General features: G+C 72.2%; 19 protein-coding genes. 5 read left to right on the top strand and 14 right to left on the bottom strand.

Annotation, left to right across the window (positions count from 1 at the left end; genetic code table 11):
• Positions 1 to 18: 18 nt before the first annotated feature.
• The 4 genes from ACZ619_RS36910 to ACZ619_RS36895 are packed head-to-tail and all read right to left on the bottom strand — an operon-like array spanning position 19 to position 4,309.
• Complete coding sequence (locus ACZ619_RS36910; protein WP_469608659.1) at positions 19 to 885, bottom strand: sugar phosphate isomerase/epimerase family protein; 867 nt, start codon at positions 883 to 885, stop codon at positions 19 to 21.
• Complete coding sequence (locus ACZ619_RS36905) at positions 882 to 1,898, bottom strand: Gfo/Idh/MocA family oxidoreductase (RefSeq protein WP_469608656.1); 1,017 nt, start codon at positions 1,896 to 1,898, stop codon at positions 882 to 884. Before ACZ619_RS36905 ends, ACZ619_RS36910 begins: the two co-directional genes overlap by 4 nt.
• Positions 1,899 to 1,923: 25 nt before the next feature.
• Positions 1,924 to 3,348 (bottom strand): sugar porter family MFS transporter, encoded by a 1,425-nt coding sequence (locus tag ACZ619_RS36900; RefSeq protein WP_469608654.1) that lies wholly within the window; start codon positions 3,346 to 3,348, stop codon positions 1,924 to 1,926.
• 10 nt (positions 3,349 to 3,358) lie between these two features.
• Complete coding sequence (locus tag ACZ619_RS36895) at positions 3,359 to 4,309, bottom strand: TIM barrel protein (protein ID WP_469608652.1); 951 nt, start codon at positions 4,307 to 4,309, stop codon at positions 3,359 to 3,361.
• 219 nt (positions 4,310 to 4,528) lie between these two features.
• Between ACZ619_RS36895 and ACZ619_RS36890 the strand changes: the two genes are divergently transcribed.
• On the top strand, positions 4,529 to 5,551 hold the full coding sequence (locus ACZ619_RS36890) for a LacI family DNA-binding transcriptional regulator (protein ID WP_469608830.1): 1,023 nt from the start codon (positions 4,529 to 4,531) through the stop codon (positions 5,549 to 5,551).
• A gap of 7 nt (positions 5,552 to 5,558) precedes the next feature.
• On the opposite strand, the gene ACZ619_RS36885 is transcribed toward ACZ619_RS36890, so the two are convergent.
• The 8 genes from ACZ619_RS36885 to ACZ619_RS36850 all read right to left on the bottom strand — a co-directional run bounded on the left by ACZ619_RS36885 (position 5,559) and on the right by ACZ619_RS36850 (position 15,461).
• Entirely contained in the window at positions 5,559 to 6,563 is a 1,005-nt protein-coding gene (locus tag ACZ619_RS36885; RefSeq protein WP_469608649.1) for a sugar ABC transporter substrate-binding protein, read from the bottom strand.
• A 324-nt stretch (positions 6,564 to 6,887) separates the two neighbouring features.
• Positions 6,888 to 8,153 carry an extracellular solute-binding protein gene (locus ACZ619_RS36880; protein ID WP_469608646.1) on the bottom strand — a complete coding sequence of 422 codons (1,266 nt, stop codon included), beginning with the start codon at positions 8,151 to 8,153 and terminating at the stop codon, positions 6,888 to 6,890.
• Positions 8,150 to 9,337 (bottom strand): hypothetical protein, encoded by a 1,188-nt coding sequence (locus tag ACZ619_RS36875; protein ID WP_469608644.1) that lies wholly within the window; start codon positions 9,335 to 9,337, stop codon positions 8,150 to 8,152. Before ACZ619_RS36875 ends, ACZ619_RS36880 begins: the two co-directional genes overlap by 4 nt.
• Positions 9,334 to 10,728 (bottom strand): vWA domain-containing protein, encoded by a 1,395-nt coding sequence (locus tag ACZ619_RS36870; RefSeq protein WP_469608641.1) that lies wholly within the window; start codon positions 10,726 to 10,728, stop codon positions 9,334 to 9,336. The genes ACZ619_RS36875 and ACZ619_RS36870 overlap by 4 nt, the downstream gene beginning before the upstream one ends.
• 109 nt (positions 10,729 to 10,837) lie before the next feature.
• Positions 10,838 to 13,171, bottom strand: coding sequence for a tetratricopeptide repeat protein (locus ACZ619_RS36865; protein ID WP_469608638.1), 2,334 nt, complete (start codon positions 13,169 to 13,171; stop codon positions 10,838 to 10,840).
• Positions 13,171 to 14,499, bottom strand: coding sequence for a S1 family peptidase (locus ACZ619_RS36860; protein ID WP_469608635.1), 1,329 nt, complete (start codon positions 14,497 to 14,499; stop codon positions 13,171 to 13,173). The genes ACZ619_RS36865 and ACZ619_RS36860 overlap by 1 nt, the downstream gene beginning before the upstream one ends.
• A 67-nt stretch (positions 14,500 to 14,566) precedes the next feature.
• On the bottom strand, positions 14,567 to 14,908 hold the full coding sequence (locus tag ACZ619_RS36855) for an ArsR/SmtB family transcription factor (RefSeq protein WP_469608632.1): 342 nt from the start codon (positions 14,906 to 14,908) through the stop codon (positions 14,567 to 14,569).
• Between the two features lie 178 nt (positions 14,909 to 15,086).
• A complete protein-coding gene (locus tag ACZ619_RS36850) occupies positions 15,087 to 15,461 on the bottom strand; it encodes a roadblock/LC7 domain-containing protein (RefSeq protein ID WP_469608630.1) in 375 nt (124 codons plus the stop codon).
• 574 nt (positions 15,462 to 16,035) lie between these two features.
• Here ACZ619_RS36850 and ACZ619_RS36845 point away from each other — a divergent pair.
• The gene (locus tag ACZ619_RS36845) at positions 16,036 to 16,653 is read left to right on the top strand and encodes a fibronectin type III domain-containing protein (protein ID WP_469608627.1); all 618 of its coding nucleotides are present in this window, start codon (positions 16,036 to 16,038) and stop codon (positions 16,651 to 16,653) included.
• Between the two features lie 303 nt (positions 16,654 to 16,956).
• Here ACZ619_RS36845 and ACZ619_RS36840 read toward each other — a convergent pair whose 3' ends face one another.
• On the bottom strand, positions 16,957 to 18,486 hold the full coding sequence (locus ACZ619_RS36840; protein ID WP_469608625.1) for a helix-turn-helix domain-containing protein: 1,530 nt from the start codon (positions 18,484 to 18,486) through the stop codon (positions 16,957 to 16,959).
• 571 nt (positions 18,487 to 19,057) lie between these two features.
• On the opposite strand from ACZ619_RS36840, the gene acnA reads away from it, so the two are divergent.
• From acnA to ACZ619_RS36825, 3 genes are all read left to right on the top strand, one after another.
• Positions 19,058 to 21,772 (top strand): aconitate hydratase AcnA, encoded by a 2,715-nt coding sequence (gene acnA, locus ACZ619_RS36835; RefSeq protein WP_469608623.1) that lies wholly within the window; start codon positions 19,058 to 19,060, stop codon positions 21,770 to 21,772.
• Positions 21,773 to 21,935: 163 nt separating this feature from the next.
• Complete coding sequence (locus tag ACZ619_RS36830; RefSeq protein ID WP_469608621.1) at positions 21,936 to 22,661, top strand: response regulator transcription factor; 726 nt, start codon at positions 21,936 to 21,938, stop codon at positions 22,659 to 22,661.
• Positions 22,658 to 24,169, top strand: a complete 1,512-nt coding sequence (locus ACZ619_RS36825; protein WP_469608618.1) for a sensor histidine kinase — start codon at positions 22,658 to 22,660, stop codon at positions 24,167 to 24,169. The genes ACZ619_RS36830 and ACZ619_RS36825 overlap by 4 nt, the downstream gene beginning before the upstream one ends.
• Before the next feature lie 359 nt (positions 24,170 to 24,528).
• Here the strand turns inward: ACZ619_RS36825 and ACZ619_RS36820 are convergent, their stop codons facing one another.
• Complete coding sequence (locus ACZ619_RS36820; RefSeq protein WP_469608615.1) at positions 24,529 to 25,041, bottom strand: hypothetical protein; 513 nt, start codon at positions 25,039 to 25,041, stop codon at positions 24,529 to 24,531.
• Between the last annotated feature and the right edge of the window lie 97 nt (positions 25,042 to 25,138).

Below are 25,138 nucleotides of genomic sequence, written 5' to 3'. Positions count from 1 at the left end.
CGTGGCGGAGGTGCTCCGCTAGGCGGCCAGTTCCTTCTTGATGCGGTCCAGCATGAACGCCGAGGACTCGTGCGCCCGCTCCTCCCAGCCGAAGACGCAGGCGGTGGCGACGCCGTCGAAGTCCAGCTCGCGCAGGGTGCCGAAGAACGCGTCCCAGTCGACCTCGCCCTGGCCGATGTCCAGGTGCTGGTGGATGCGGGCCTTGGTGCCCGGCGGGTTCAGGATGTAGCGCAGTCCGCTGGAGCCCTTGTGGTTGAAGGAGTCCGCGATGTGCACATGACGGAGCTTGTCACCGGCGTAGCGCATCATCGCCGCGACGTCCGCCGTGGGGTCGGCGCCCGAGAGGTGGAAGGAGTGCGGGGCGCAGTACAGGTAGTTCACCCACGGCTTGTTGATCGCGCGGACCAGGTCCACCGCCGGGCCGTTCTCCTCGCAGAAGTCGTCCGGGTGCGCCTCCAGGTTCAGCGCGATGCCCTCGCGCTCGAACACCGGCAGCAGCTCCTCCAGCGAGCGCCAGAACGCGGCCTCGCTCTCGGCGGCACGATCCGGACGTCCGTTGAACTCGCTGTTCATCAGCGGACATTCGAGTTCCGCCGTGATCTCGATCATCCGCTTCCAGTAGCGGACGGCGGCCTGGCGCTCGGTCTCGTCCGGGGACGACCACTTGTACAGCGGGAGCACCGAGGACAGCCGTACACCGTGTGTGCGCAGGGAGTTCTTCAGCTCCGCGACGCGCGCGTCGTCCGCGCGCGGGTGCAGGAAGAACGGCATGAAGTCGTCGCGCGGCGACAACTCGATGTACTCGTAGCCGAGTTCGGCCACCGTGCGCACCATGTCGTCGATCGGCAGGGCACGGAACATGTACGGGTCGATGGAGATCTTCATGCGGTGCCTCCGTAGAAGGCCGGGCGCGGCTTGAGGTCGGTGGCGACGACGGTGCCCGACTCCAGGGCCTCGACGGTCGCGGCGGTGATGACGGTGGCGGCGTAGCCGTCCCAGGCGGAGGGGCCGGTCGGTTCGTCCCCGGCGGCGATGTTCGCGATCCACTCGCGGAACTCGGTGTCGAAGGCGTCGCGGAAGCGGCCGACCCAGTCGGTGAGGACCTCGGTGCTGTGCCGGCCGGCGGTGCGGACGCCGACGGCGGCCGGGTCGGGGAGGCGGACCAGGCCCAGCTCGCCGACGGCCTCGCACTGGATGTCGTAGCCGTACTGGCAGTTGACGAAGACCTCCAGGTCGATGCGGACGCCCTTGGCGGTCTCGAAGAGCATGATCTGCGGGTCCTTGAGGTGCTCGGACCGCCTGCTCGTGGCGCGCGGGGTGATCACCTGGGTGGAGACGATCTCGTCGTCCAGCAGCCAGCGCAGCACGTCCACCTCGTGCACGGCCGTGTCCAGCGCGGCCATCTGGGAGGTGTAGGACTCCGGGACGGTGGGGTTGCGGTGGGCGCAGTGCACGATGAGGGGTTCGCCGATGGTCCCCGCGTCGATGACCTGCTTGAGCTGCCGGTAGCCGGTGTCGTAGCGGCGCATGAAGCCGACCTGGACCAGGCGGCGGCCGTGGGCCTGCTCGGCCTCGACGATGCGCAGGCAGTCCTCGGCGGTGGTGGCCAGCGGCTTCTCGCAGAAGACCGGCTTGCCGGCGGCGACGGCGTTCAGGACGTGCTCGGCGTGGGTGGGGCCCCAGGAGGTGACGAGGACGGCGTCCACGTCCTGCGCGGCGACCACGGCCGCGCCGTCGGGCAGCACCCGGGCGCCGGCCGGTTCCGCGGCCTCGGCGGCGCGGGCCGGGTCGATGTCGGTGACCGCGGTGACCCGGGCGCCGGTGACGGTGTGGGTGAGGCGCTGGATGTGCTCTTTGCCGATCCAGCCGGCGCCGATCACGCCTACTCGGACAGTCATGGTGATTCCCTAGGAAGGTGGGGGGTCAGGAGAAGCGGGCCCGGAGTTCGGCTTCGAGGGTTTCGAGGGTGCGGCCCTTGGTCTCGGGGACGTAGAGCTTCACGAAGGTGAGCGAGAGGATCCCCGCCGCGACGAACAGGAAGAAGGTGTTGGAGATCCCGATGCCGGACACCAGCGACGGGAAGACCAGGCCGATCACGAAGTTGGTCAGCCACAGCACCACGGCCGCGATGCCCATGCCGAAGCCGCGCATCCGCATCGGGAAGATCTCCGAGAGCATCAGCCAGGTCACCGGGGAGATCGCGCCCTGCTGGAAGGCGAGGAAGGTGACCGTCATGGCGAGCACGGCGTAGGCCCGGCCGTCCCCGGCGGGCAGCACCAGGGAGAAGACGCCGATGAACAGCAGGGCGAGGGTGGTGCCGACCTGGCCGGTCATCAGCATCGGGCGGCGCGGCACGCGGCCGAGCAGCCAGATGCCGGCGAAGGTGGCCAGCACCGAGATCACGCCGTTGGCGATGTTCGCGGTGAGCGCGGTGTCCGAGGCGAAACCGGCGTCCGAGAGGATCTGGGTGCCGTAGTACATGATCGTGTTGACGCCGGTGATCTGCTGCACGATCGCGATGCCGAAGCCCACGAGCATCAGCTTGCGCAGCCACGGTGTGGACCGCATGTCCTGCCAGCCGCCGAGCTTCTCCTGCTCCTCCTTCACGGCGAGCGCGGAGACCTCGGCCAGTTCGGCCTCGGCGCGCTGCTGCGAGCGCACCTGCTTCAGCACCTCCAGCGCCTCGGCGAAGCGGGTCTGCGAGGCCAGCCAGCGCGGGCTCTCCGGCATCACCAGCATGCCGAACCACAGCACCACGGCCGGGACGGTGGCGATCACCAGCATCCAGCGCCAGATGCCGCCGGACTCGCTGCCCGCGTTCGCGATGACCGCGTTGGAGGTGAAGGCCAGCAGCTGCCCGCTGACGATCATCAGCTCGTTGCGGGTGACCAGGGCGCCGCGCCGCTCGGCGGGCGAGATCTCCGCGAGGTAGACCGGCACGGTCACCGAGGCGCCGCCGACCGCGAGGCCCAGCACGAAGCGGGCCACGATCATGAACGCGGTGGTCGGGGCGAGGGTGGCACCGAGGGCGCCGACGAAGAACAGCACCGCGAGGGTGAGGATCGTGCGGCGGCGGCCGCGCGCGTCCGACAGCCGGCCGCCGGCCACCGCGCCGAGCGCGGCACCCAGCAGCAGCGAGCTGGTGACCATGCCCTCGGTGACCGCGTTCAGCCCGAGGTCCTTGCTCATGTACGGCAGCGCGCCGTTGATGACACCGGTGTCGTAGCCGAAGAGCAGTCCGCCGAAGGTGGCGATGATCGTGATGAGCCGGAGCCGCCGGGAGGCCGCCGGCGAGGGCCGGTCGGTGACCGTGGCGGGGGCCTGGACCGTGTCGTCCCTGACGTTCACGGGCGCCTCCTTACCGGCCGAGGGCGGGGCGCCGGGTACCGGACAGGCCGTGGCCGTTCAGGTACTCGCGCGTGCTGGTGGCGATGGGCAGCGGCACCTCGGGGGCGCACGGATACAGGTCCTGCTCGACGATCACGAACAGCTCGGCGTCCAGCTTCGCCAGCTCGGCCACCACGTCGGCCGGGTCCGGCACCCCGGCCGGCGGCGAGACGCACACGCCCCGCTTGACGGCCTCGCCGAACCCGAGCTCCTCGGCCGCAACCTGGGCGAGGACCTCCGGGTCCATCTGCTTGATGTGGACATAGCCGACGCGCTCGCCGAAGCGGCGGATCAGGTCGACGTTGTCGCCGCCGCCGTAGGCCACGTGCCCGGTGTCCAGACACAGGTTGGTGTAGCGGCCGTCCGACTCGCCCAGCAGCCGCTCGATCTCCGGCTGGGTCTGGATGTGGCTGTCGGCGTGCGGGTGGATGACGAGCCGCACGTCGTACTCGTCGAGGAGCAGGCGGCCCAGCCGGTCGGCGGCCTTGCCGAAGCCCGCCCACTGCTCGGCGGTCAGCACGGGCGACTCGGTGAACGCGCCGGACTTCTCGTCCCGGTACATGGGCGGGATGAGGACCAGGTGGTGGGCGCCCGCGGCCTGGGTCAGCGTGGCGACCTGGCGGACGTGGGCGAGCATCTCGTCCCAGGCCTCGGGGCGGTGCAGCGCGCCGAACGCGGTGCCGCCGGAGACCTTCAGCCCGCGGGCGTCGAGTTCCTCCTTGAGCCGCAGCGGGTCGGTGGGCAGGTAGCCGTAGGGCCCGAGCTCGAACCACTCGTAGCCGGCCTGCTTCAGCTCGTCGAGGAATCGGGTGTACGGGACCTGGTGCTCGTCCTCCGGGAACCAGATGCCCCAGGAGTCGGGAGCGGAGCCGAGGCAGAGGTTGCCCACGGTCGTACGGAGTGAAGATGGCGCCGTTGCCATGGCGTGTCCTTCGGGGGGAGGGGACGGGAAGGGCTGTCTCCAGCTGGCTGCTGCGCTCTACTAGCGCGCTCTAGTGCGAGTACGATGACCCCTGTCCGAATGTCATGTCAATAGCTTGTTGCCGGGAGATTTCGCCGGGTGATTCCGTCGCTGGCTTAGGGTGGGCACCGTCGAAGGGTGGGTGCGCAGGTGGATGCAGCGGGCAGGCAGCGGCCGACGATGGCCGACGTCGCCGCCAGGGCGGGGGTCTCCCGGGCGCTGGTGTCGATCGTGTTCCGCAATCAGCCCGGCGCGAGCCAGGAGACACGCGAGCGGGTGCTGCGGGTCGCCGACGAGATCGGCTACCGGCCCGACAGCGCCGCGCGGCTGCTGGCCCGCGGCCGCAGCCGCACCCTCGGCGTGATGTTCACCGTCCACCAGACCTTCCACACCGACCTGATCGAGGGCATATACCCGGAGGCCGAGCGGCTCGGCTACGACGTGCTGCTCTCCGCCGCGGCCCAGGGCCGCAGCGAGGAGAAGGCGGTCGAGGCGCTGCTCGGTCACCGCTGCGAGGCACTGATCCTGCTCGGCCCCGACGCGGAGCCCGCCTACCTGGACGCGCTCGGCCGGCGCGCCGTCACCGTCTCGGTCAGCCGGCGGGTGCCGCGGGCCCGGGTGGACTTCGTGCACAGCGCCGAGAGCAAGGGCGTCCGGCAGGCCACGGACTACCTGGTCGAGCTCGGGCACCGCGCGATCGTGCACATCGACGGCGGCCGGGGCCCCGGGTCGGCCGAGCGGCGCCGCTCCTACCGGGCCGCGATGCGCCGGCACGGACTGGAGTCCGAGGTCCGGGTGATCCCCGGCGAGCACACCGAGCGCTCCGGCATCGAGACCGGGCGCCTGCTGCTCGCGGAACGGGACCGCGGCCTGCCGCTGCCGACGGCGGTGCTGGCGGGCAACGACCGCTGCGCGATGGGCGTGCTGATGGCCATGACGCGCGGCGGTGTCGAGGTGCCGCGGGACATCTCCGTGGTCGGTTTCGACGACAGTCATCTCTCCCACCTCATGCCGGTCGGCCTGACCACCGTGCGCCAGGACGCGGGGCTGATGGCCGAGTACGCGGTGCGGTTCGCCGTGGAGCGGCTGGAGGCCCCCGGACTGGAGCCGCGCGAGGCGGTGCTGGACCCCAAGCTGGTGGTACGCGGCACGACCGGGCCGCCCCCCGAGGGAGACGGCCCGGCCGCACCGGCCGCGAACTGACCCGCTGTCAGCGGGTGCCGTTGGCCGCGAACTCGGCGACGCGGTCGGCGTTCTCCTTGGTGACGAAGGCCGGGCCGGTCAGCACCGGCGCGGTGCCGCCGCCGCTGTAGTTGCCGTTGTTCTTGTAGAGCCACAGGGAGTCCACGGCCAGGTAGCCCTGGAGGTAGGGCTGCTGGTCGACGGCGAACTCGACCGAGCCGTCCTGGATCGCCGAGACCAGGTCCTTGTTGAGGTCGAAGGTGGCGACCTTCGCCTTGCTCCCGGCGTCCTCGACGGACTGGACGGCGGTCAGGGCGAAGGGCGCGCCCAGGGTGACGACCTGGTCGATGGAGGAGTCCTGCTGGAGCTTGGCGGTGATGGTGGACCTGACCGAGGGCATGTCGGTGCCGGTGACGTAGATCTTGTCGGTCTTGCCCTTGAAGCCCTTGGCCAGACCCGCGCAGCGGGACTCCAGGGCGACCTGGCCCTGTGACTGCACCACGCACAGGGCGTGCTTGGCGCCGAGCTGGTTGAGGCGCTCGCCGAAGGCCTGGCCCGCGATGTTCTCGTCCTGGCCGAAGTACTCCAGCATGCCGAGCTTCTTCCAGTCGTCCAGACCGGAGTTGAAGCCGACGACCGTGATGCCGGCGGCCTCGGCCTTGGCCACGACGTCCTTCATGGCGTCCGGCTTGGCGGCGGTCAGCGCGATGCCGTCGACCTTCTGGTCGATCGCGTTCTGCACCAGGTTGGCCTGGGCCGCGGCGCTCGGGTCGCTGGAGTAGACCAGCTTGATGTTGTCCTTGGCGGCGGCTGCGCTCGCGCCCTTGCGGATCAGGTCCCAGAAGGTGTCGCCGGGCTCGGCGTGGGTGATCATGGCCACCGTCATACGGGGCGTGGACGCCTTGCCGGCGGACGCGGCCGAGCCGCCGTCCTCGGACTGCTTGCCGCCTGAACTGCTGGAGCAGCCGGTGGCGAGCAGGACGCCCGCCAGGGCGGTGGCGGCCATGGCGGCGGCTCGGTGGTTTCTGTGCATGTCCCTTGCACCTCGCTGTGCGGTCTGGGTCGGCTCTGGGGAGCGGAGCTGGCTGGGTGTGACGGTGAGGGGAGGAATGCGGTCCGCCGGCGGTGGGGGCTGCGGCACCGGCGGCCGACCGGGTGCCGCGCACGGGCGGATACGGAGCTCCGCGCCGACGGTCAAGGGGTGCGACCGTCGGCGCCGGTTCCGCACTAGAGCGCTTTATTAGCGCGCTCTAGTGACACGTACTATGAGCGCGCCCCCAGGGGTTGTCAATGACTTTGTCAGGACGTTCCGACAAGGAGCCGGGGCGGGCGTGAGGGGCCCCGGAAGGCCCCGCCGTCAGCGTGTACTGCACACCTTCATCGGCGCCGCCCTGCTGCCGCCGGCCTGCGCGGTCCGGGCGTTCTGCACCCGTTGCAGGTCCGCGAGGAGACCCGCGATCCCGGGGTCCCGGCCCTCGGCGACCCGGGCGATGGTCTGCAGGGCGGCCTCGTAGAACGCGTCCCGCAGGGCCGGTGCCATGACATCGGAGGCGTCCAGGCAGCGCGGGCCCTCGCGGAGCCGCTCGGAGACCTCGCGCTCGACCGTGCCGCCGCCCGGTGTCACCCGGCGGTTCGCCGAGAAGACGCCCGCCAGCCGGGCCCACTCCCGCTGGCCCGCCTCGGACGCCAGCCGCCGGATCAGCTCCCTGGCCCGGGACCGGTCGGAGAAGAGCGCCGCGAAGTCGCCGGTGACCTCGTGCCCCCGGACCCGGCCGCCGCCCGGCAGCAGCGGGGCCGAGTCCGTCAGGCTCGCGTTCCCCGCGTCGGACCTGTAGAAGGACCGGGCGAAGGAGCCCTGGTGCTCCAGGCCGCACCCGCCCCAGGCGTCGAACAGCAGCCCGTCGCCGTTCGTCGTGCCCCGGTGGTCGGTGAGCAGGGCGTGCCTGGCCGCGGTCCGGTCCTGCCGGAGCAGCCCGGCCCACGCCTCCCAGGCGGAGCGCACCGGCTCACTGCGCCACCACCGGGTCCGGCCGGTGCCCAGCGCCCACTTCTGGTAGACGTCCGGCCCCGCGCGTTGCAGCACGAGGTCCTCGATCCAGTCGGTGCCGGGCCAGCCGGAGGCGCCGTCGTCGCCCATGCCGATGCACCAACTCCCGAGCGGGGCAGGGGAGTCGGTGGGTTCCTCGCCCGTGCGGTACCAGACGATGCTCTTCAGGTCCGCCTTGACCGGCACCCAGTACACCGGGTCGGCGGAGGTGCCGGCCGCCGCCCAGGGCGCGCCGTACTGCCGGGGGTCGTAGAGCCCGTCGAGCGGTTCCAGGCGCTGCTGGTCGGCGTACTCGGCGAGTTCACCGATGCCCGGCATGATCACGATGTCCGGGGGCTCGCCCGACTGCACCTTGGAGAGCAGCACCTCGCGCTGGGCGGCGGTGCCCTGGTAGCGGAAGGGGATGCCGAAGCCCCGCAGCAGGGTCTCGAACTGTGCCGCCTGCTCGCCGGTCCACGTGCCGAGGATGGTCACCGGCTCCTCGTCGTCGTGCCGGGCCCAGACCACCACCAGCCCGCCGGCGGCGATCAGCATCATGACCACCGTGACGACGAGCACCTTGAACCGCCGGGTCACCGCCGCCTCCAGTAGTCGCTGTCGAGCCGCAGCCCGAGCCCGAGCGCGGGCAGGACGAGCAGCAGCAGCCCGCCCACGCCCGTGCCCAGGTAGACCCGGTCGGCCCAGGGGTCGTCGGCCAGTTCCCGCCGGACCTCCTCCGAGTCCCGCGCGACGATCTGCTGCGCGCCGGCCAGCCGCGGCCCGGTCCCGGTCCCGGACTTCTCGGTGATCCGGCACAGGCCGGCGAGCGCCCCGTCGAGGCCGTGCTGGGTGGCGGTCGCCGTCGCGGGCGGGACCACCGCGAGCAGCGCGGCGAGGACGAAGGCCCCCAGCAGGTACGGGTTCCAGTCCCGGCCGCAGCGGTCGCGCAGCACGAACAGCGCCGACAGCAGGGTCAGCGCCGTCGCGGCCAGGGCGAGTTCGGCGAGCCACCAGCCGCTCCGCTGCCACCGCCCCACGGCGACCGTGGCCGTGGCGTGCCTCATCTGGGCCCTCTGCAACGCCTTCAGCCGCGCCATGAGCCCGGTGCCCTCGCGGGTGAGCAGCGAGTCCGCCTCCACCAGCTTCTGCTGCCGCATGAGGGGCTGGTCGCGGTACATGGACGTGCCGAGGCCGAGCGAGTTGCCGTAGGTGGCGAGCAGGCCGTTGACGGTGCCGAGGTCCTGGTCGGTGCGGTCCGCGATCCTGGACAGGCCCTGGTCGGCGGCGGAGAGCTGGGACCGGTAGGTCTCGCCCGAGCCCGCGACGTCCACGAGGTGCGTCCCCACCAGGACGTGGGCCTCCTGGTCGGCCCGGAGCGCCGCGAGCCGGGTGGCGGCGAGCCCCTGCACCGCCGGCGCCTCACGGGACGCGAGGGCCTCGGCACCCTGCCGGGTCTGCCGGCAGGACAGGAACAGCGCGCCCGACGCCACCGCCGCGCACAGCAGCAGCACCAGCAGATGCGTCTCCAGCAGCCGACGGGTCGGCCAAGCGCTCAGCCGCGCACGCCAGAAGGCGGCGGGGGAGCGGAGTTGACGGAGGGCGGCGGGGGAGCGGAGTTGTCGTGAGGCGATCCTGAGGCGGTGCTGTCGGAGGGCGGCCGGGAGGCGGAGTTGCCGTGAGGCGGTCTTGGAAGGGCGCTGTCGGAAGACGGCCGGGGAGCGGCGCTGTCGGTAGGCCGCCGGGAGGCGGAGTTGTCGTAGGGCAATGCGTCGGTTCGTCACAGCAGCCTCTTCCCGCAGTCGATGCAGTAACGGGCCTCGCTCCCGGCCGGGCGGCCGCAGTGCCCGCACCGCGGCCCCGGCGGTGCGTCCGCGCCGTCGGACGGGGGAGCGTCGCCCGGACGGGACCCGGCGCGCAGGATCAGCGGGCCGAGGGCGCCGGCGTCCACGGCCCGCAGCCGGATCCGCCCCGCGGCCGGGTCCTCGATGTCGGCGACCGTACGGATCTCGTCCAGCACCCAGCCGCTGCCGAACCGCACCGCCAGCCGGGCGGCCTGCCCCAGACGGTCCACGGCGGTGTCCCGCCGCTGCTCCTGGAGCGCGGTGAGCCCCTCGCGCAGGGCACCGCGCATCCGGCCGGTGAGGTTGAGGTCGCGCACGCTGTCGGCGCCCGCCGTGGTCCGCTCCGGGGCCTGCTCGGGCAGGTGCCAGCGGGCGACGACGGGCGCGTGGACGTCGCCGACGGAGACCATGGCGAACTGCAGCTCCGTCTCCAGCGGGTCGGCGTCGGCGTCGGCGACCAGGGTGAGCAGGTAGTCCCGGCCGCCCTGCTCCCACTGGTGGGTCGGGAAGCTCCAGCGGGCCGGGCTGCCCGGCCCGGGCAGCCCGCCGAGACGGTGCGGCCGGGGCGCCTTCTCGCTGAGCGAGACCTGGCGCACGGAGGGCCGCACGGTCACCTCGATGGGCAGCTGGGGCGTGTGCACCCGGCGCAGCCGCGCGATCGCGTCGGTCACCGCCCGGCCCAGCCCCTCGTCCACGAACTGGGCGGTGCCGTGCAGCCGTTCGGCCAGGGCCAGCAGCGGGTCGGGCCGCCAGTCGGCGCCCACCGCGAACACGTCGCAGGTGAACAGCCCTGCGCAGGCGTCCAGTTCCTCCTCCAGCCGGGTCTCGCCCGGGGCGCTGCTGCCGTCCGTGATCAGCACCAGGTGCCGTACGGACAGCGGCCGGCCGGCGAGCAGGGCCCGCGCCCCGGCCGCCCAGGCGGCGTACCCCGCGGGCCGCGGTCCCTCCCGGTACAGGGGGAGCGCGCCGGTGACGAAAGCGGCCCGGTGCCGCTCGCGCCGGTCGGCCACGGCCCACTCGGCGCCGCCCCGCGGATAGCAGCGGACCGGCTCGGGGCCGCCGCCCAGCACGGCGAAGGAGATCCGGTCGGGCAGCGCGCGCAGCGCGGCCGGCAGGGCGTGGCGGACGGCCGCCCGGTTGCCCTCGGCGACGTCCACCGCGACGATCACGGCGAGTTCGACCGCGGGCAGGTCGGCGGGCGCGCCGTCGGCGGCGACGTCCACCCGCAGCCGGGCCTCGATCTTCGCGCTGCGGTGCGGGCGCAGATCGCCGTCGAGATCGACCCGCAGCCGGATGCCCGGCGGCGAGGGCCGGGTGTGGCTGCTGCTCATGTCCTCGGTCACCGCTCCTTCCCTCCGTCGCGCGCGGCTCGCGCGGCGGGTCGTGCCGGGGCTGACGTGCTGCGCCGCCGTCCCGGGCCGGCCGGGGTCCGCGGCGCGGTCAGAACCGGGTCTGCGGGCGTACCGCGTGGAGGAGGTCCACGAGGTGGTCGTGGGTGGGGGCCGACTCGCGGTGGCGGGCGGCCAGTTGCCGGTAGAGGGACTCCAGCCGGGTGCGCAGGTCCCGTTCCGGCGCGGTCAGGTGTCTGAGCCGGCGGGCGTCGAGGCGGCCCGCGCTCGCGGTGCCGGGACGGTCGTCGAGGCTGTGCAGGGCGTCCAGCTTCCACTCGTGCAGCTCGGTGCGCAGGCGCAGCGCCTCCTCCTCGGACAGGCTCGGCTCGCCGGCGCCCGGTCTGCGCCCGACGAGCGTGGGCAGTTCGGCCAGCGCCGCGTCGACCTCGGCCGGCGCGGGCAGCGGATCGTCCCCGGGCAGCCGGGCCGCGCGGATGCGCAGGGCGGCGATCCGGGCGACGGTGTGGTCCAGGGTGCCGGGCCCGACCCGGCCCAGTACGGCGACGGCGGCCCGCCGGTCGCCCGCGCGCAGCGCCAGCCTGGCCAGACCGAGGGCGGCGCCGCCGTGCGCGGGGTTGCGGGCGAGCACCGCCTCGTAGCGCTGCTCGGCGGTGGGCCCGGCCGCCTCGTCGCCGAGCAGTTCGCCGCAGTAGGCGAGGGCCAGCTTCGGCGCGTACTCGCCGGGGAGTTCGAGGTGGACCCGCATGAAGTGGGTCCTGGCACCGGCGACCCGCCGGCGGTCGCCGTCGAGGCCGGCGCCGCGCAGCGCGAGCAGGGCGCGGTGCCACTCCAGCCGCCACCGGCGCACCGCCGACGGCCCGGGAACGGAGTCGGCGGTGTCCAGTTCGTCCTGGGCCCGTTCCAGGTCGGCGCGGGTGTTGCGGCCCAGCAGGACGCGCACGTTGTGCAGGCAGATCTCCACCGAGCGCGGCTTCTCGTGCTCCTGACCGAGGAGTTGCCCGGGGTCGTAGCCGCTGCTCACCTCGAACCGCGCGGTCTGCGGGTCGCCCGGGTACCGCCTCGGCACCGGAAGGCAGGCGGCGATCTCGGTCGGGGTGGGGGTGCCCAGGTCGAGGGCCGGGGCCACGGGCGGCGCGTACCGGTCGCGGCGGGGCCGCTCCAGCCAGTGCTCGATGCCCGGCACCGTACCGAGCCGGGCGCCGAGCAGCTGCGGGGACGGCCGGAAGTAGTCGGAGGGCTCGGGCGGGTCGCTCTTGCCGCGCAGCGCGCGGATCTCCCTGAGCGCGCCGCGCAGTTGGCCGGCCATCTCGCGGGCGTCGGCGAAGCGCCGCCCGGGGTCGTCCCGGACGGCGCGCTCGACGACCCGGCGGAAGGAGTCGGTGCCGAGGCCGGGCACCTCGGCGACGGCCCAGCCGGCCAGCTCCCGCAGGGTGACGCCGACGGTGTGCAGGTCGTGGGCGACGGTGGGCAGGCCGGAGAACGCGGTCTCGGGCGCCATGTAGTCGGTGGTGACATGGGCGGGCGGCTGGTCCTGTCCCTCCTCGCGCATGCCGCCGAGGTCGATCACCTTGACGCCGTCCCCGTGGTGCACGACGTTCGAGGGCTTCATGTCGCCGTAGACGAAGACCCGTTCGCCGCCCGCGTGCAGATGGGCGAGGGCCTCCAGGATCCGGCAGCCGTACGCCGCGACGTGCTCGATGTCGAGGACCGACGTTCCCCGCCGGGTCTCCTCGACGACCTTGGCGAGGGTCCCGTCGCCGACGTCGTCCATGACGATGTAGCCGCCGGTGGTCTCGCCGCTGCCGTCGCGCCGGGCGACGAAGTCGCGGATCTGGACGATGCGCGGGTGGCGGATCGCGACCAGGTTGCGGCGCTCCACGTCGGCGAGCCGGGCGCCGTCGTGCTCGTACCGGTTGAGGAGTCCCTTGACGGCGACCACGTCACCGAGGTGGGTGTCCTCGGCGAGGTAGACCCAGCCCTGGCCGCCGTGCGCGATGGGGCCCATGATCCGGTACTGGTCGCGCAGCAGTTCGCCCTCGGTCAGTTCAGGCTCGTACGAGTAGCGCTCGCCGCAGGCCGGGCAGTGGCCTCTGACGGGCACCGGGCCCACCGTGTACGGCGGGGCGAAGGTGATGCCGCAGTCGGCGGCCGAACAGGCCATGCGGGTGCGCAGCGGTGCCTCGGGGCGGATCAGACGGGCCGCGGCGGGCCGGGACGTGCGTTCGGGCAGGGCGAGGAGTTCGGCGGGTCCGAGGGCGCGCGGGTCGGCGGGCAGTTCGGGGAGGCCGGCGCGGTCCCGGGCCCGCCCGCACACGGCGCACCAGCCGGTGGGCAGGACGGGGCCGCCGCAGGGGGCTCCGTCGAAGCGGCGGTGCGGACAGGTGTCCGTCGGCCCGTCGCCGGTCCGGGCGGGGCGCCGCATCACCGGCCCCCTCGGCGGCCGAGGTCGGTGCGCAGGGTCCGGAGCAGCGTGCGCAGCCGGCCGAGCTGCTCCTGCGGGTCGCGCACCCCGTCGAGCAGCCGGCGCTCGATCCGGCGCAGGTCGGCCGTCTCGGTCGCGGAGCCGAGGGAGGCGCTGTCGACGACGTCCCGGCGGATCGCGGCGTCGAACTCCGTGAGCTCCAGCCGGGCGATCAGGGTGTCCGCGTGGCCGAGGAGCGCGGGCCGCAGGAGTGTGTCGCGGGCCGCGCTCCAGCCGGTGCCGCCCTCGTGGCGGAAGACCAGCAGCAGCCGGAAGCCCAACTCCCTTAATCGGAGCAGGACTTCGATCAGCGGGCCCGGCCGGGCCTCCTCGTCGAGGCCGTCGACGACGACGGTGACGGGGCGTACGGGGGCGCGGGCGGCCAGGTGCGCGGGCGGCCGGCCGGCGCCGCGCAGCCAGTCCCAGTACTCCAGGTACTCGCCGGTCGGGACGGTGATCCGGGTCAGGGCGTGGTCGATCAGGTGCGGCCTGCTGCCGCCGCCGTGGTGGACGACGCCGGCGCGGTGCAGCAGATGGCGCAGCGAGCGGTCCTTGCCGCTGCCCGGGGGCACCACGGTGATCTTCACCGGGTCCTCGTCGGGGTCGTCGAACCACCGGCCCAGCCGTTCCTCGAAGCCGCGGTCCCAGGCCTGAGGTCCACTCAGTTCTCTTACATGGGGCGAGAGTTCGGCGACGCGGTCGACCGGGATCAGATACGAGAACGCGATCCGGTTGTCCTCGGGCAGCAGTTCGCCCAGGTCACCGCGCCAGCTGACGACGAGACCGACCACGCGGGTGGGGCGGCCGTCCCGCGGCGGGGTGCACACGGCGGCGCCGCTGAAGCCCTCGCGCACCACCTCCGCCCGGGTGACGGCGTCGAGTTGGACCAGCTCACCGCTGACCCCGCCGACCCGGCCCCACAGGTTCAGGCCGTCGTCGAAGCCCTCCGCGTAGCCGGTGGCGTACACCTCCGTACCGCTGCGCAGACCGGTGTCCAGCGGGGCGGGGCGCGCCCGGGGGCGCGGGCTCTCCAGACGCAGTACGGCGACGTCCTCGCCGTCGCCGTCGCCGTGGTCCGGCAGCCAGCCGCCCGGCGCGACCCGGGCCGCGACCGGCTCCAGCGCGCTGTTCTCGGCGAACTCCAGCCACATGACGGCGTCTTGGTCCCGGACCACGTGTGCGCAGGTCAGCGCAGTGTGCTGGTCGACGAGTACCCCGGCCCCGCAGACGGGACCGTGCGCGTCCTCGCGTCGCAGCCTGAGTCTCCAGTCCGCACGCAGTTCCCCCATGTCACCTCACACTACGCGCGGGGCACGGCGCGTCCCCAGACCCGTGACCAGGTTGCACCGGCCGATGTCAGCGCAGGCCGGCGTCGACCTGGCGGAGTTCGGCGAGGAGCACGTTCTGCCCGTCGAGCAGTTCGGTGAGGATGCGGCGGGCCGCGCGCAGGAGGTCGGCGACGTCACCGCCGGCGAGCGCGTAGGTGACGGTGGAACCCTCCCGGACGGACACCACGATCCCGGACCTGCGCAGCACGGCCAGTTGCTGGGAGAGGCTCGACGGCTCGATCTCGATGTCGGCGAGCAGGTCCCGCACCGGTACCGGCCCGTGCTGGAGCAGTTCCAGGACCCTGATCCGCACGGGGTGCCCGAGCATGCGGAAGAAATCCGCCTTGGCCTGGTAGAGGGGGACTTGCATGGAGCGCTCGCTCTCTGCCGGGGTGCGGCGGCGCCTCGCGGCACCGCCGCCTCGGTCCTTCACAACCGATCCTTGCCCTCCCGGGCCGTGCGCAGGCATGAATTGGGATCATGCTGATGTGGTGACTTGAAGAAGTCTTCACATCATGGGCGTACGAGATCCCGGGTCCGGTGTGTCGCTAGACCTCCAGCTGTTCCTCGACCCGCTTGAGCTGGTGGCGGGCCATCGCGAGGTTCGAGCGCTCCTTGTCGAGCACCAGGTAGAGGAACAGCCCGTTCCCGCTGCGGCCGGTGAGCAGCCGGATGAGGTGGTACTGCCGCTCCAGCGTGATCAGGATGTCCTCGATCCGGCTCTTGAGGCCCAGCTGCTCCATCGTGCGCACCTTGGCCCGGATGACGTCGGTGTTCCCGGCCGCGGCGATCGTCAGGTCGAGATCCTTGCCCCCGCCCAGCGTCCCCAGGGCCATACCGCTGGTGTAGTCGACGACGGCGGCACCCAGCGCTCCCTCCACCGCGGTCATCATTTCCTTCAGCGACACTTCCACGCTCGCCATGACGGCGCCTCCCCATCGGTGTGGTCCACGACGGCCCGGCACTTCACCGTCCGTCCGATGACCGGACCGTAGGCCGGGAGAAGCGACACCGGGACGAGCTCTCCGGGGCTGACGAATGATGACCGAACCCGGGCGACCTTTGTCCGTTCCCGAGGCTGGTTCTGATCGACCAGGCGCCCGGCCCGACGGGGCCGAGGCATCCCACGCGTGACCGCCGGAAAGCTCCCGCGCGTGCGCCTGTGCGCCCGTTGCCGGCCGATCCGAGGCGGCACTCCGCGGGTGGCAAGATCCAGCGCACGAGTCGAGCATCTCGGCCGTGGAGTTCTCCCGGACACCGTCACGTACCGGCGGGGAGCGACTCGCCGACCAGAAACCCGAGAGCCCGGCAGTCACCGTCGAGAGGGTGACGCCTCCGGCATGTCTTCTCCTGGCGGACTCAAGGTCCGCGCTCACTACCGGAACCGTTACCGGAACCATTCCGGTAACGGTTCCGGCCCGATAGCTTCACTGCCGGTGATCGAAGCTCCACCCTCGCGCGACTTCCTCTCAGCTCCCCTCTGGCCATGGAGGTTCCATGCACGTTCCCCACATGGGCATCCCGGCGAAGCTTGCCGCGACGATGAGCATGCCGGAGCAACACGACTACCTCAGAGCGAAACTGAGACGGCCTCACTCCCGCCGCGGCATCCTGCTGGCCGGTGCGGCAACCGCCGGAGCGCTCGGCAACGCAGGGCTGACAGCCGCGCCGGCCACGGCGTCCACCCGTCTCACCTCACGGACAGCGGTGGACGGGTCCAAGGTGGCCCCGTTCGGCCGCCACCTCCAGTTCGGCGCCGACTCCCGTACCCAGATGCGGGTTTCGTGGCAGATACCCACCCCGGTACGCAGGCCCTACCTCCGTTTCGGCACGACCCCCACCGACCTGGGCCACCGGATCGAGGCCGAGGTGCGCGATCTGCACACTCCCGTCCTCACCGGCGCCTCCGCGGCCGTGGACCAGTACCACCTGCACGTCTCGCTCAACCACCTCCGGCCCGGCACCACATACTGGTACGGCGTGGGTCACGACGGCTTCGACCCCGCGGCGCCCGGACGCACAGCCCGCTTGAAGATCACGGCGCTCACCGGCGCCGGTTCCGCGTTCGACCACCTGACCATCGAGCGGGAAGCGGGATCGACCCGCAGCTGGTGACGACCAAAGGGCCCGTTCCTTCCGGCCGTTGTGACTGTCGGCCGCGACCGATGACGGGACCGGCTCCGCGGGTTCACGAGCAGGAGCACACGGCGACTGCCGTCCGCGGCCGCCACGCGCAGAGACGACTCCGCCGTCACGGGCCTGCCGACGAGGACATCCGGCGTCGGTACGAGCCCCAGGTCGCGGGAGAGAGCAGCCAGGCCAACAGGGGCTGACACGATGGCCCGAGCTGTCGGTGAGGTCCGCGTGCGTGCTGAGGTGCCGTGCCCCTCGCCTCCAAGGGGCACGGCACCCCGCCCGTCAGATGTCCCGGAAGATCTCGATCTGGGCGCCGATCGTGTTGAGGCGTTCGGCGAGGTCCTCGTAGCCGCGGTTGATGACGTAGACGTTGCGGAGCACCGACGTGCCCTCGGCCGCCATCATCGCGAGCAGGACGACCACGGCGGGGCGCAGGGCCGGCGGGCACATCATCTCGGCGGCGCGCCAGCGGGTCGGACCCTCCACCAGGACCCGGTGCGGGTCGAGGAGCTGGAGGCGGCCGCCGAGGCGGTTGAGGTCGGTGAGGTAGATCGCCCGGTTGTCGTAGACCCAGTCGTGGATCAGCGTCTTGCCCTGCGCGACCGCCGCGATGGCCGCGAAGAACGGGACGTTGTCGATGTTCAGGCCCGGGAACGGCATCGGGTGGATCTTGTCGATCGGCGCCTCCAGCTTGGAGGGGCGGACCGTGAGGTCGATCAGGCGGGTACGGCCGTTGTCGGCGGAGTACTCGGGGCTGCGGTCGTGGTCGAGGCCCATCTCCTCCAGGACGGCGAGCTCGATCTCCAGGAACTCGATCGGCACCCGGCGGACCGTCAGCTCGGACTCCGTCACCACCGCCGCGGCCAGCAGGCTCATCGCCTCCACCGGGTCCTCGGAGGGGGAGTAGTCGACGTCGACGTCGATGTTCGGGACGCCGTGCACGGTCAGGGTCGTGGTGCCGATGCCCTCGACCTCGACGCCGAGCGCCTCCAGGAAGAAGCAGAGGTCCTGGACCATGTAGTTGGAGGAGGCGTTGCGGATGACGGTGACGCCGTCGTGGCGGGCGGCGGCCAGCAGCGCGTTCTCCGTGACCGTGTCCCCGCGCTCGGTCAGCACGATCGGGCGGTCGGGGCGGATCGAGCGGTCGACCTGCGCGTGGTACTGCCCCTCGGTCGCCGCGATGTCCAGCCCGAACCGGCGCAGCGCGATCATGTGCGGCTCGATGGTCCGGGTGCCCAGGTCGCAGCCGCCGGCGTAGGGCAGCTTGAAGCGGTCCATCCGGTGCAGCAGCGGACCGAAGAACATGATGATCGACCGGGTGCGCACGGCGGCGTCCGCGTCGATCGCGGCCATGTCGAGGTCGGCCGGCGGCACCAGCTCCAGGTCGACCCCGTCGTTGATCCAGCGGGTGCGCACGCCGATGGAGTTGAGCACCTCCAGCAGGCGGTACACCTCCTCGATCCGGGCCACCCGGCGCAGCACCGTGCGCCCCTTGTTGAGCAGCGAGGCGCACAGCAGGGCCACGCACGCGTTCTTGCTCGTCTTCACGTCGATGGCGCCGGACAGCCGGCGGCCGCCGACCACCCGCAGGTGCATCGGACCCGCGTAGCCCAGAGAGACGATCTCGCTGTCCAGTGCTTCACCGATTCGAGCGATCATCTCAAGGCTGATGTTTTGGTTGCCGCGCTCGATGCGGTTGACAGCGCTCTGACTTGTGCCGAGCGCCTCCGCGAGCTGTGCCTGTGTCCAGCCGCGGTGTTGCCGGGCGTCACGGATGAGCTTGCCGATGCGTACGAGGTAATCGTCTGCCATGGGGCCGAGGTTATCTCAGATATGAGATGGCGCCCGTTGGGGGGTCCGTTCGGGTGATGCCCCGTCAGCGTCAGGGCGGCCTCCTGTGACATGGGCGCCCCGACTTCGCCGCGACCTCGTCCCGACTTCGCCGCGACCTCGCCGCGACTTCGTCCCGACGTGGGCCCGAATTGGCGCGACCCGACATGTTTTCCGGCGTTTTTTCCGACACGCCGACGATCCGCCTTCCGGGTGCATCGCGTTTACGGCCGCCGGGCCGGGCCGGGCCGGTGTCCCGCGCGCGCCGGCGGGGTGAGTGTGCCGGTGGCCGGTCGGTGCGTGGTCGAGGTCCGTGCGCCGACCGTCCCCCGCCGCCCCCCGCCGTCTCCCGGGGGCGCGGCGGGAACGGATCCGGGCATGACCATCCGGTGCCCGTGTACTAGAGTTATCTCGACATCGAGATATCTGCCAGGCGCACCGTGACCGCCGCGCCAGTAAGGGTTACCTAACTTAGCCTTACCTTAGCGGATCGGCCAAGTCGGCGTGGCGGCAGGATCGTGGTGGTACGCGCACATCAATGAAGGAGACTGTCGTGTCGGCGAACAGCTTCGACGCCCGCAGCACGCTGCAGGTGGGCGACGAGTCGTACGAGATCTTCCGGCTGGACAAGGTGGAAGGCTCGGCTCGCCTTCCGTACAGCCTGAAGGTGCTGCTGGAGAACCTGCTCCGCACGGAGGACGGCGCGAACATCACCGCCGACCACATCCGTGCCCTCGGCAGCTGGGACTCCCAGGCCCAGCCCAGCCAGGAGATCCAGTTCACGCCGGCCCGCGTGATCATGCAGGACTTCACCGGCGTCCCCTGCGTCGTCGACCTCGCCACCATGCGTGAGGCCGTCGAGGCGCTCGGCGGCGACCCGGCGAAGATCAACCCGCTCTCCCCGGCCGAGATGGTCATCGACCACTCCGTCATCGCCGACAAGTTCGGCACCCACGACGCCTTCAAGCAGAACGTCGAGCTGGAGTACGGCCGCAACCGCGAGCGCTACCAGTTCCTGCGCTGGGGCCAGACCGCCTTCGACGACTTCAAGGTCGTCCCCCCGGGCACCGGCATCGTCCACCAGGTGAACATCGAGCACCTGGCCCGCACGGTGATGGTCCGGGGCGGTCAGGCCTACCCCGACACCCTGGTCGGCACCGACTCGCACACCACCATGGTCAACGGCCTCGGCGTCCTCGGCTGGGGCGTCGGCGGCATCGAGGCCGAGGCCGCCATGCTCGGCCAGCCGGTCTCCATGCTCATCCCGCGCGTCGTCGGCTTCAAGCTGACCGGTGAGCTCAAGCCGGGCACCACCGCCACCGACCTCGTCCTCACGATCACCGAGATGCTGCGCAAGCACGGCGTCGTCGGCAAGTTCGTCGAGTTCTACGGCGAGGGCGTGGCCGCCACCTCCCTCGCCAACCGCGCCACCATCGGCAACATGTCGCCGGAGTTCGGCTCCACCGCCGCGATCTTCCCGATCGACGGCGAGACCCTGAACTACCTGCGCCTGACCGGCCGCAGCGACCAGCAGGTCGCGCTCGTCGAGGCGTACGCCAAGGAGCAGGGCCTCTGGCTGGACCCGAAGGCCGAGCCCGACTTCTCCGAGAAGCTGGAGCTGGACCTCGCCACGGTCGTCCCGTCGATCGCCGGCCCGAAGCGCCCGCAGGACCGTATCGTCCTCGCCAATGCCGCCGAGCAGTTCAAGGTCGACGTCCGCAACTACGTGGACACCGCCGACGAGGCGGGCAAGGAGTCCTTCCCGGCCTCCGACGCCCCGGCCACCACCAACGGCGTCCCGACCAACCCGGTCACCGTGACGGCCGCCGACGGCACCACCTACGAGATCGACCACGGCGCGGTCACCGTCGCGGCCATCACCTCCTGCACCAACACCTCGAACCCGTACGTCATGGTCGCCGCCGCCCTGGTGGCCAAGAAGGCGGTCGAGAAGGGCCTGACCCGCAAGCCGTGGGTCAAGACCACCCTCGCCCCGGGCTCCAAGGTCGTCACCGACTACTTCGAGAAGGCGGGCCTGACCCCCTACCTCGACAAGGTCGGCTTCAACCTGGTCGGTTACGGCTGCACCACCTGCATCGGCAACTCCGGCCCGCTGCCGGAGGAGGTCTCCAAGGCCGTCAACGACCACGACCTCGCGGTCACCTCGGTCCTCTCCGGCAACCGGAACTTCGAGGGCCGTATCAACCCCGACGTCAAGATGAACTACCTGGCCTCCCCGCCGCTGGTCGTCGCCTACGCGCTCGCGGGCTCCATGAAGGTGGACATCACCAAGGACGCCCTCGGCACCGACCAGGACGGCAAGCCGGTCTACCTGTCGGACATCTGGCCCACCGAGGCCGAGGTCAACGACGTCGTCGCCAGCGCCATCGGCGAGGACATGTTCGCGAAGTCGTACGCGGACGTCTTCGCGGGCGACGCCCAGTGGCAGTCGCTCCCGGTCCCCACCGGCAACACCTTCGAGTGGGACACCGAGTCCACCTACGTCCGCAAGCCCCCGTACTTCGAGGGCATGGGCATGGAGCCGGAGCCGGTCTCCGACATCGCCGGCGCCCGCGTCCTGGCCAAGCTGGGCGACTCGGTCACCACCGACCACATCTCGCCCGCCGGTGCCATCAAGGCCGACACCCCGGCCGGCAAGTACCTCACCGAGCACGGTGTGGAGCGTCGTGACTTCAACTCCTACGGCTCCCGCCGAGGCAACCACGAGGTCATGATCCGCGGCACGTTCGCCAACATCCGCCTGCGCAACCAGATCGCGCCGGGCACCGAGGGCGGCTACACCCGCGACTTCACCCAGGCCGACGCGCCGGTGGCGTTCATCTACGACGCCTCGCAGAACTACCAGGCCGCCGGGACCCCCCTGGTCATCCTGGGCGGCAAGGAGTACGGCTCCGGCTCGTCCCGCGACTGGGCCGCCAAGGGCACCGCGCTCCTCGGCGTCAAGGCCGTCATCACCGAGTCGTACGAGCGCATCCACCGCTCGAACCTCATCGGCATGGGCGTCCTGCCGCTCCAGTTCCCGGCCGGCCAGAACGCCGACTCCCTCGGCCTGACCGGCGAGGAGACCTTCTCCATCACCGGTGTCGAGGAGCTCAACAACGGCACCACCCCGCGCACCGTCAAGGTCACCACCGACACGGGCGTCGAGTTCGACGCGGTCGTCCGGATCGACACCCCCGGTGAGGCCGACTACTACCGCAACGGCGGCATCATGCAGTACGTGCTGCGCAACCTGATCCGCAAGTAGCCGTCAGGGGCCTGTGAGGGCCGCGTCCCCGGTCAACGGGGGCGCGGCCCTTCGCCTTTGCCGCCCGCGCCCGCCGTCCCCTGTCCGTGTTGCCTACACGTGACATCGCCAAAGCTCAGTCGGAACACAGGGTTCCCCCAGCCAACCGGCACAGACTTGATACATGTCTGCCACCGCAGGGTCCCGAACCGGCCGAGTCCGTGTCCTGATCGTCGACGACGAGCCCGCTCTCACCGAGCTGCTCTCCGCCGCCGTCGCGGACGCGGGCTGGCGCCCCTACCCGGCGCTCGACGGACAGACCGCCCTGCGGCTCGCCCGCGGCTGCGCCCCGCACGCGGTGGTGCTCGACGGCATGCTCCCCGACCTCGACGGCCTCCAGGTGCTGCGCAGGCTGCGCTACGAGATGCCGAGGCTGCCCGTGCTGATGCTCACCGCCCGGGACGCCGTCGAACACCGTATCGACGGCCTGGAGGCCGGTGCCGACGACTACGTCACCAAGCCCTTCTCCGTGGAGGAGGTCGTGCTGCGGGTGCGCGGACTGCTGCGCCGGGCCGGCACCGAACAGGCCCCCGTCGACGACTCCGTACGCGTCCTCGGCGACCTGGTGATGACCGGCGAGTCCCGCGAGGTGCAGCGGGCCGGCACCGCGATCAGGCTCACCGCCAAGGAGTTCGACCTGCTCAGCCTGTTGCTGGACCATCCGCGCCAGGTGCTCAGCAAGGCACAGATCCTCGACCACGTGTGGAGCACCTCCTTCGACGGCGGCGGCAACCTCGTCGAGGTCTACATCTCCAGCCTGCGCCGCAAGATCGACCGCGGCCGCGCCCCGATGATCCACACCGTGCGCGGCATGGGGTACGTCGTACGGCCGGTGGAGGACGGGAGATGACCCGCCGGCCGCGCAGCCGCTCGCTGCGCACCCGACTGCTGGTCTTCATCACGGTCATCCTCGTCTGCGTCTGCGCCGCGATGGCCGTGACCACCGTCTTCGCCCAACGCGCCTATCTGCTGGGCAACCTGGACGACCGGGTCGGCGACGCGGCCCAGCGCAGCGTCGGCGGTGCCGCCCTGCACCCCGAACTCACCCGCGACCTGACCTTCCTCAACGAGAGCGGCCACCCGGCCGGCATGCTCGCCGCCCGCCTCGACACCGACGGCGACATCATCACCGCGGCCGTCGTCAGCCAGGACGCGCCCCCGCGCTCCCTCACCAGCGCCCAGACCGACGCCCTCGAAGGCCTCGCGCAGGACGGCTCCACCCACACCCGCCAGGTCCCCGGCCTGGGCACCTACCGGGTCACCGCCCTCGACTCCCGCGGCGTCCGGGTGCTGACCGGCCTGCCGATGGACGACGTGCTCGACACCATCAGCGGCCTGGTGGCGGTCGAGGCGGCGGTCGCGCTGGTCGGCCTCACGGCCGCGGGCTGCGTCTGCGCGGTGGTGATACGGCGTCAGCTGCGGCCCCTCGGCCGGGTCGCCGCCACCGCCGTCGAGGTCTCCCACGTGCCCCTCGGCCGGGGCCAGGTCACCGGCCTGACCAGGGTCCCCGACCGGGACACCGACCCCGGCAGCGAGGCCGGGCAGGTCGGCGCCGCCCTCAACCGCATGATCGACCACGTCGAGGCCTCGCTCGCCGAACGCCAGCGCAGCGAGGAGCAGATGCGCCGCAGCGAGGAACGCATGCGCCGCTTCCTGGCCGACGCCAGCCACGAACTGCGCACCCCGCTCGCCTCCATCTCCGGGTACGCCGAGCTGATGAACCGCGGCACGGACCGCATCGAGCCCGACCTGGCCTGGCGCCGGGTCGACGCGGAGTCGGCGCGGATGCGCAGCCTGGTCGAGGACCTCCTGCTGCTGGCCCGCCTCGACGAGGGGCGCCCGTTGCAGTCCGCCGAGGTCGACATGGCGGCGCTGGTCGCGGAGGCGGTGTGGGACGCGCGGGCGGCCGGCGCCGGGCACAGCTGGCAGCTCGAACTCGGCCTGGAGGCACCGGCGCTGGTCCTCGGCGACGAGGCCCGGCTGCACCAGGTGGTGGCCAACCTGCTGGCCAACGCGCGCGTCCACACACCGCCGGGCACCACGGTGACGGCCACCGTCGAGGCCGACGCTACGACCTGTGTGATCCGCGTCCGCGACGACGGGCCGGGTATCCCGGCCGACCTCCTGCCCGCGGTCTTCGAACGCTTCACCCGGGCCGACAGCTCCCGCACCCGGGCGGGTGTCCTGGAGGGCGGCTCGGGGCTCGGCCTCGCCATCGCCTCGGCCATCACCACGGCGCACGGCGGCCACATCGCCGTACAGAGCGCCCCGGGCCGCACCGAGTTCACGATCGAGCTGCCGACCACCGAACTCCCGCCCGCGGACCCGGCGTTCCGAGCCCGCCCCGCCTCGGTCTAGGCGTATTGACGCCGGCTGTCGCGCGGCCTCGGCCGCCGGGGCGCCCATCGCCGCCGCCGGGAACGTGATCGCCCAGCGCCGGGCCTCGCCTGCCGCCGCCGTGGGCTGCTCGTAGGCCTCGACGCGCTGCCCGGCCTCGCTCCGCATCCGGAACCACAGCTCCTGCGGGGCGAGGCCGGGCAGCGCGCGGGCGAAGGCCGCCGGGCAGCGCTCACGGACGGCGGCTCCGTTCGGGCCGGTCCAGCTGCGGGCCTCCTCGGCCGGGTCGCTGAGCCGCGTTCGTGGCTCCCCCGCAGCGGGGCCCGGACCGGCGAGCGGGAGAAGACCGCCGGCGCGCTCCGGCACCGCGCGCACGCGTTCTAGGAGGCGTCGGCGCAGGAGAGCTGGGCGTCGATCCAGGCCGTCGTCCGGGGGCCGTCATCGGTCCAGTACTGCCCGGCCGTGAGCTTCGCGGCGGACACCGCGCGCAGGTCGAAGACGCCGCCGATGCCGTCGCTCTCCACGTCGACGGTCCGGGGCACGGCGGACCGGGCCGGAGCCGGCGCGTGGCGCGCGAACCCGGCGCCGGTCCAGAGCGTGACGACGCCCTTCCCGGCCGCCGCCGTCGTGGGATCCGCGGCCCACCACACCGGGGGCGAGTCGGCGTCGGTGGCGGTGTCGGCGACGTCGTAGACGTCCACCCGGCGGATCACGTCGCCGGGACAGACCGGGAACTTCACCACGACCGACGTGCCCTCCACCCGCGCACCGACCGTCAACGGCACCGGGTCCGACATCCGGTATATGCCGTACTCGAAGATCCCGACGGCCGCCACCACCAGCAGCCCCATCAGCACGAAGGGCCACACGGGTGTCCTGCGGTACTCGCTCACTGGCTGTCCCCGTTATGTTCTTCGCGGCTCCGCAATGGGGCCGCTGGCCTCCGGGCCCGGCATGACTGTGTCCCCCTGTCGAACGGATGACCTGGGG

Source organism: Streptomyces sp. NPDC104367 (genome assembly GCF_055583825.1).
The sequence above is the reverse complement of the archived record's forward strand: the minus strand, read 5'-3'. Positions and strand labels throughout refer to the sequence as shown.

What these genes read in the sequence shown, in the direction of transcription:
- ACZ619_RS36910 (WP_469608659.1), bottom strand. Translation starts at nt 885, where the DNA reads ATGAAGATCTCCATCGACCCGTACATGTTCCGTGCCCTGCCGATCGAC.
- ACZ619_RS36905 (WP_469608656.1), bottom strand. Translation starts at nt 1,898, where the DNA reads ATGACTGTCCGAGTAGGCGTGATCGGCGCCGGCTGGATCGGCAAAGAG.
- ACZ619_RS36895 (WP_469608652.1), bottom strand. Translation starts at nt 4,309, where the DNA reads ATGGCAACGGCGCCATCTTCACTCCGTACGACCGTGGGCAACCTCTGC.
- ACZ619_RS36890 (WP_469608830.1), top strand. Translation starts at nt 4,529, where the DNA reads ATGGCCGACGTCGCCGCCAGGGCGGGGGTCTCCCGGGCGCTGGTGTCG.
- ACZ619_RS36885 (WP_469608649.1), bottom strand. Translation starts at nt 6,563, where the DNA reads ATGCACAGAAACCACCGAGCCGCCGCCATGGCCGCCACCGCCCTGGCG.
- ACZ619_RS36870 (WP_469608641.1), bottom strand. Translation starts at nt 10,728, where the DNA reads ATGAGCAGCAGCCACACCCGGCCCTCGCCGCCGGGCATCCGGCTGCGG.
- ACZ619_RS36865 (WP_469608638.1), bottom strand. Translation starts at nt 13,171, where the DNA reads ATGCGGCGCCCCGCCCGGACCGGCGACGGGCCGACGGACACCTGTCCG.
- ACZ619_RS36860 (WP_469608635.1), bottom strand. Translation starts at nt 14,499, where the DNA reads ATGGGGGAACTGCGTGCGGACTGGAGACTCAGGCTGCGACGCGAGGAC.
- ACZ619_RS36855 (WP_469608632.1), bottom strand. Translation starts at nt 14,908, where the DNA reads ATGCAAGTCCCCCTCTACCAGGCCAAGGCGGATTTCTTCCGCATGCTC.
- ACZ619_RS36850 (WP_469608630.1), bottom strand. Translation starts at nt 15,461, where the DNA reads ATGGCGAGCGTGGAAGTGTCGCTGAAGGAAATGATGACCGCGGTGGAG.
- ACZ619_RS36845 (WP_469608627.1), top strand. Translation starts at nt 16,036, where the DNA reads ATGCACGTTCCCCACATGGGCATCCCGGCGAAGCTTGCCGCGACGATG.
- ACZ619_RS36840 (WP_469608625.1), bottom strand. Translation starts at nt 18,486, where the DNA reads ATGGCAGACGATTACCTCGTACGCATCGGCAAGCTCATCCGTGACGCC.
- ACZ619_RS36830 (WP_469608621.1), top strand. Translation starts at nt 21,936, where the DNA reads ATGTCTGCCACCGCAGGGTCCCGAACCGGCCGAGTCCGTGTCCTGATC.
- ACZ619_RS36825 (WP_469608618.1), top strand. Translation starts at nt 22,658, where the DNA reads ATGACCCGCCGGCCGCGCAGCCGCTCGCTGCGCACCCGACTGCTGGTC.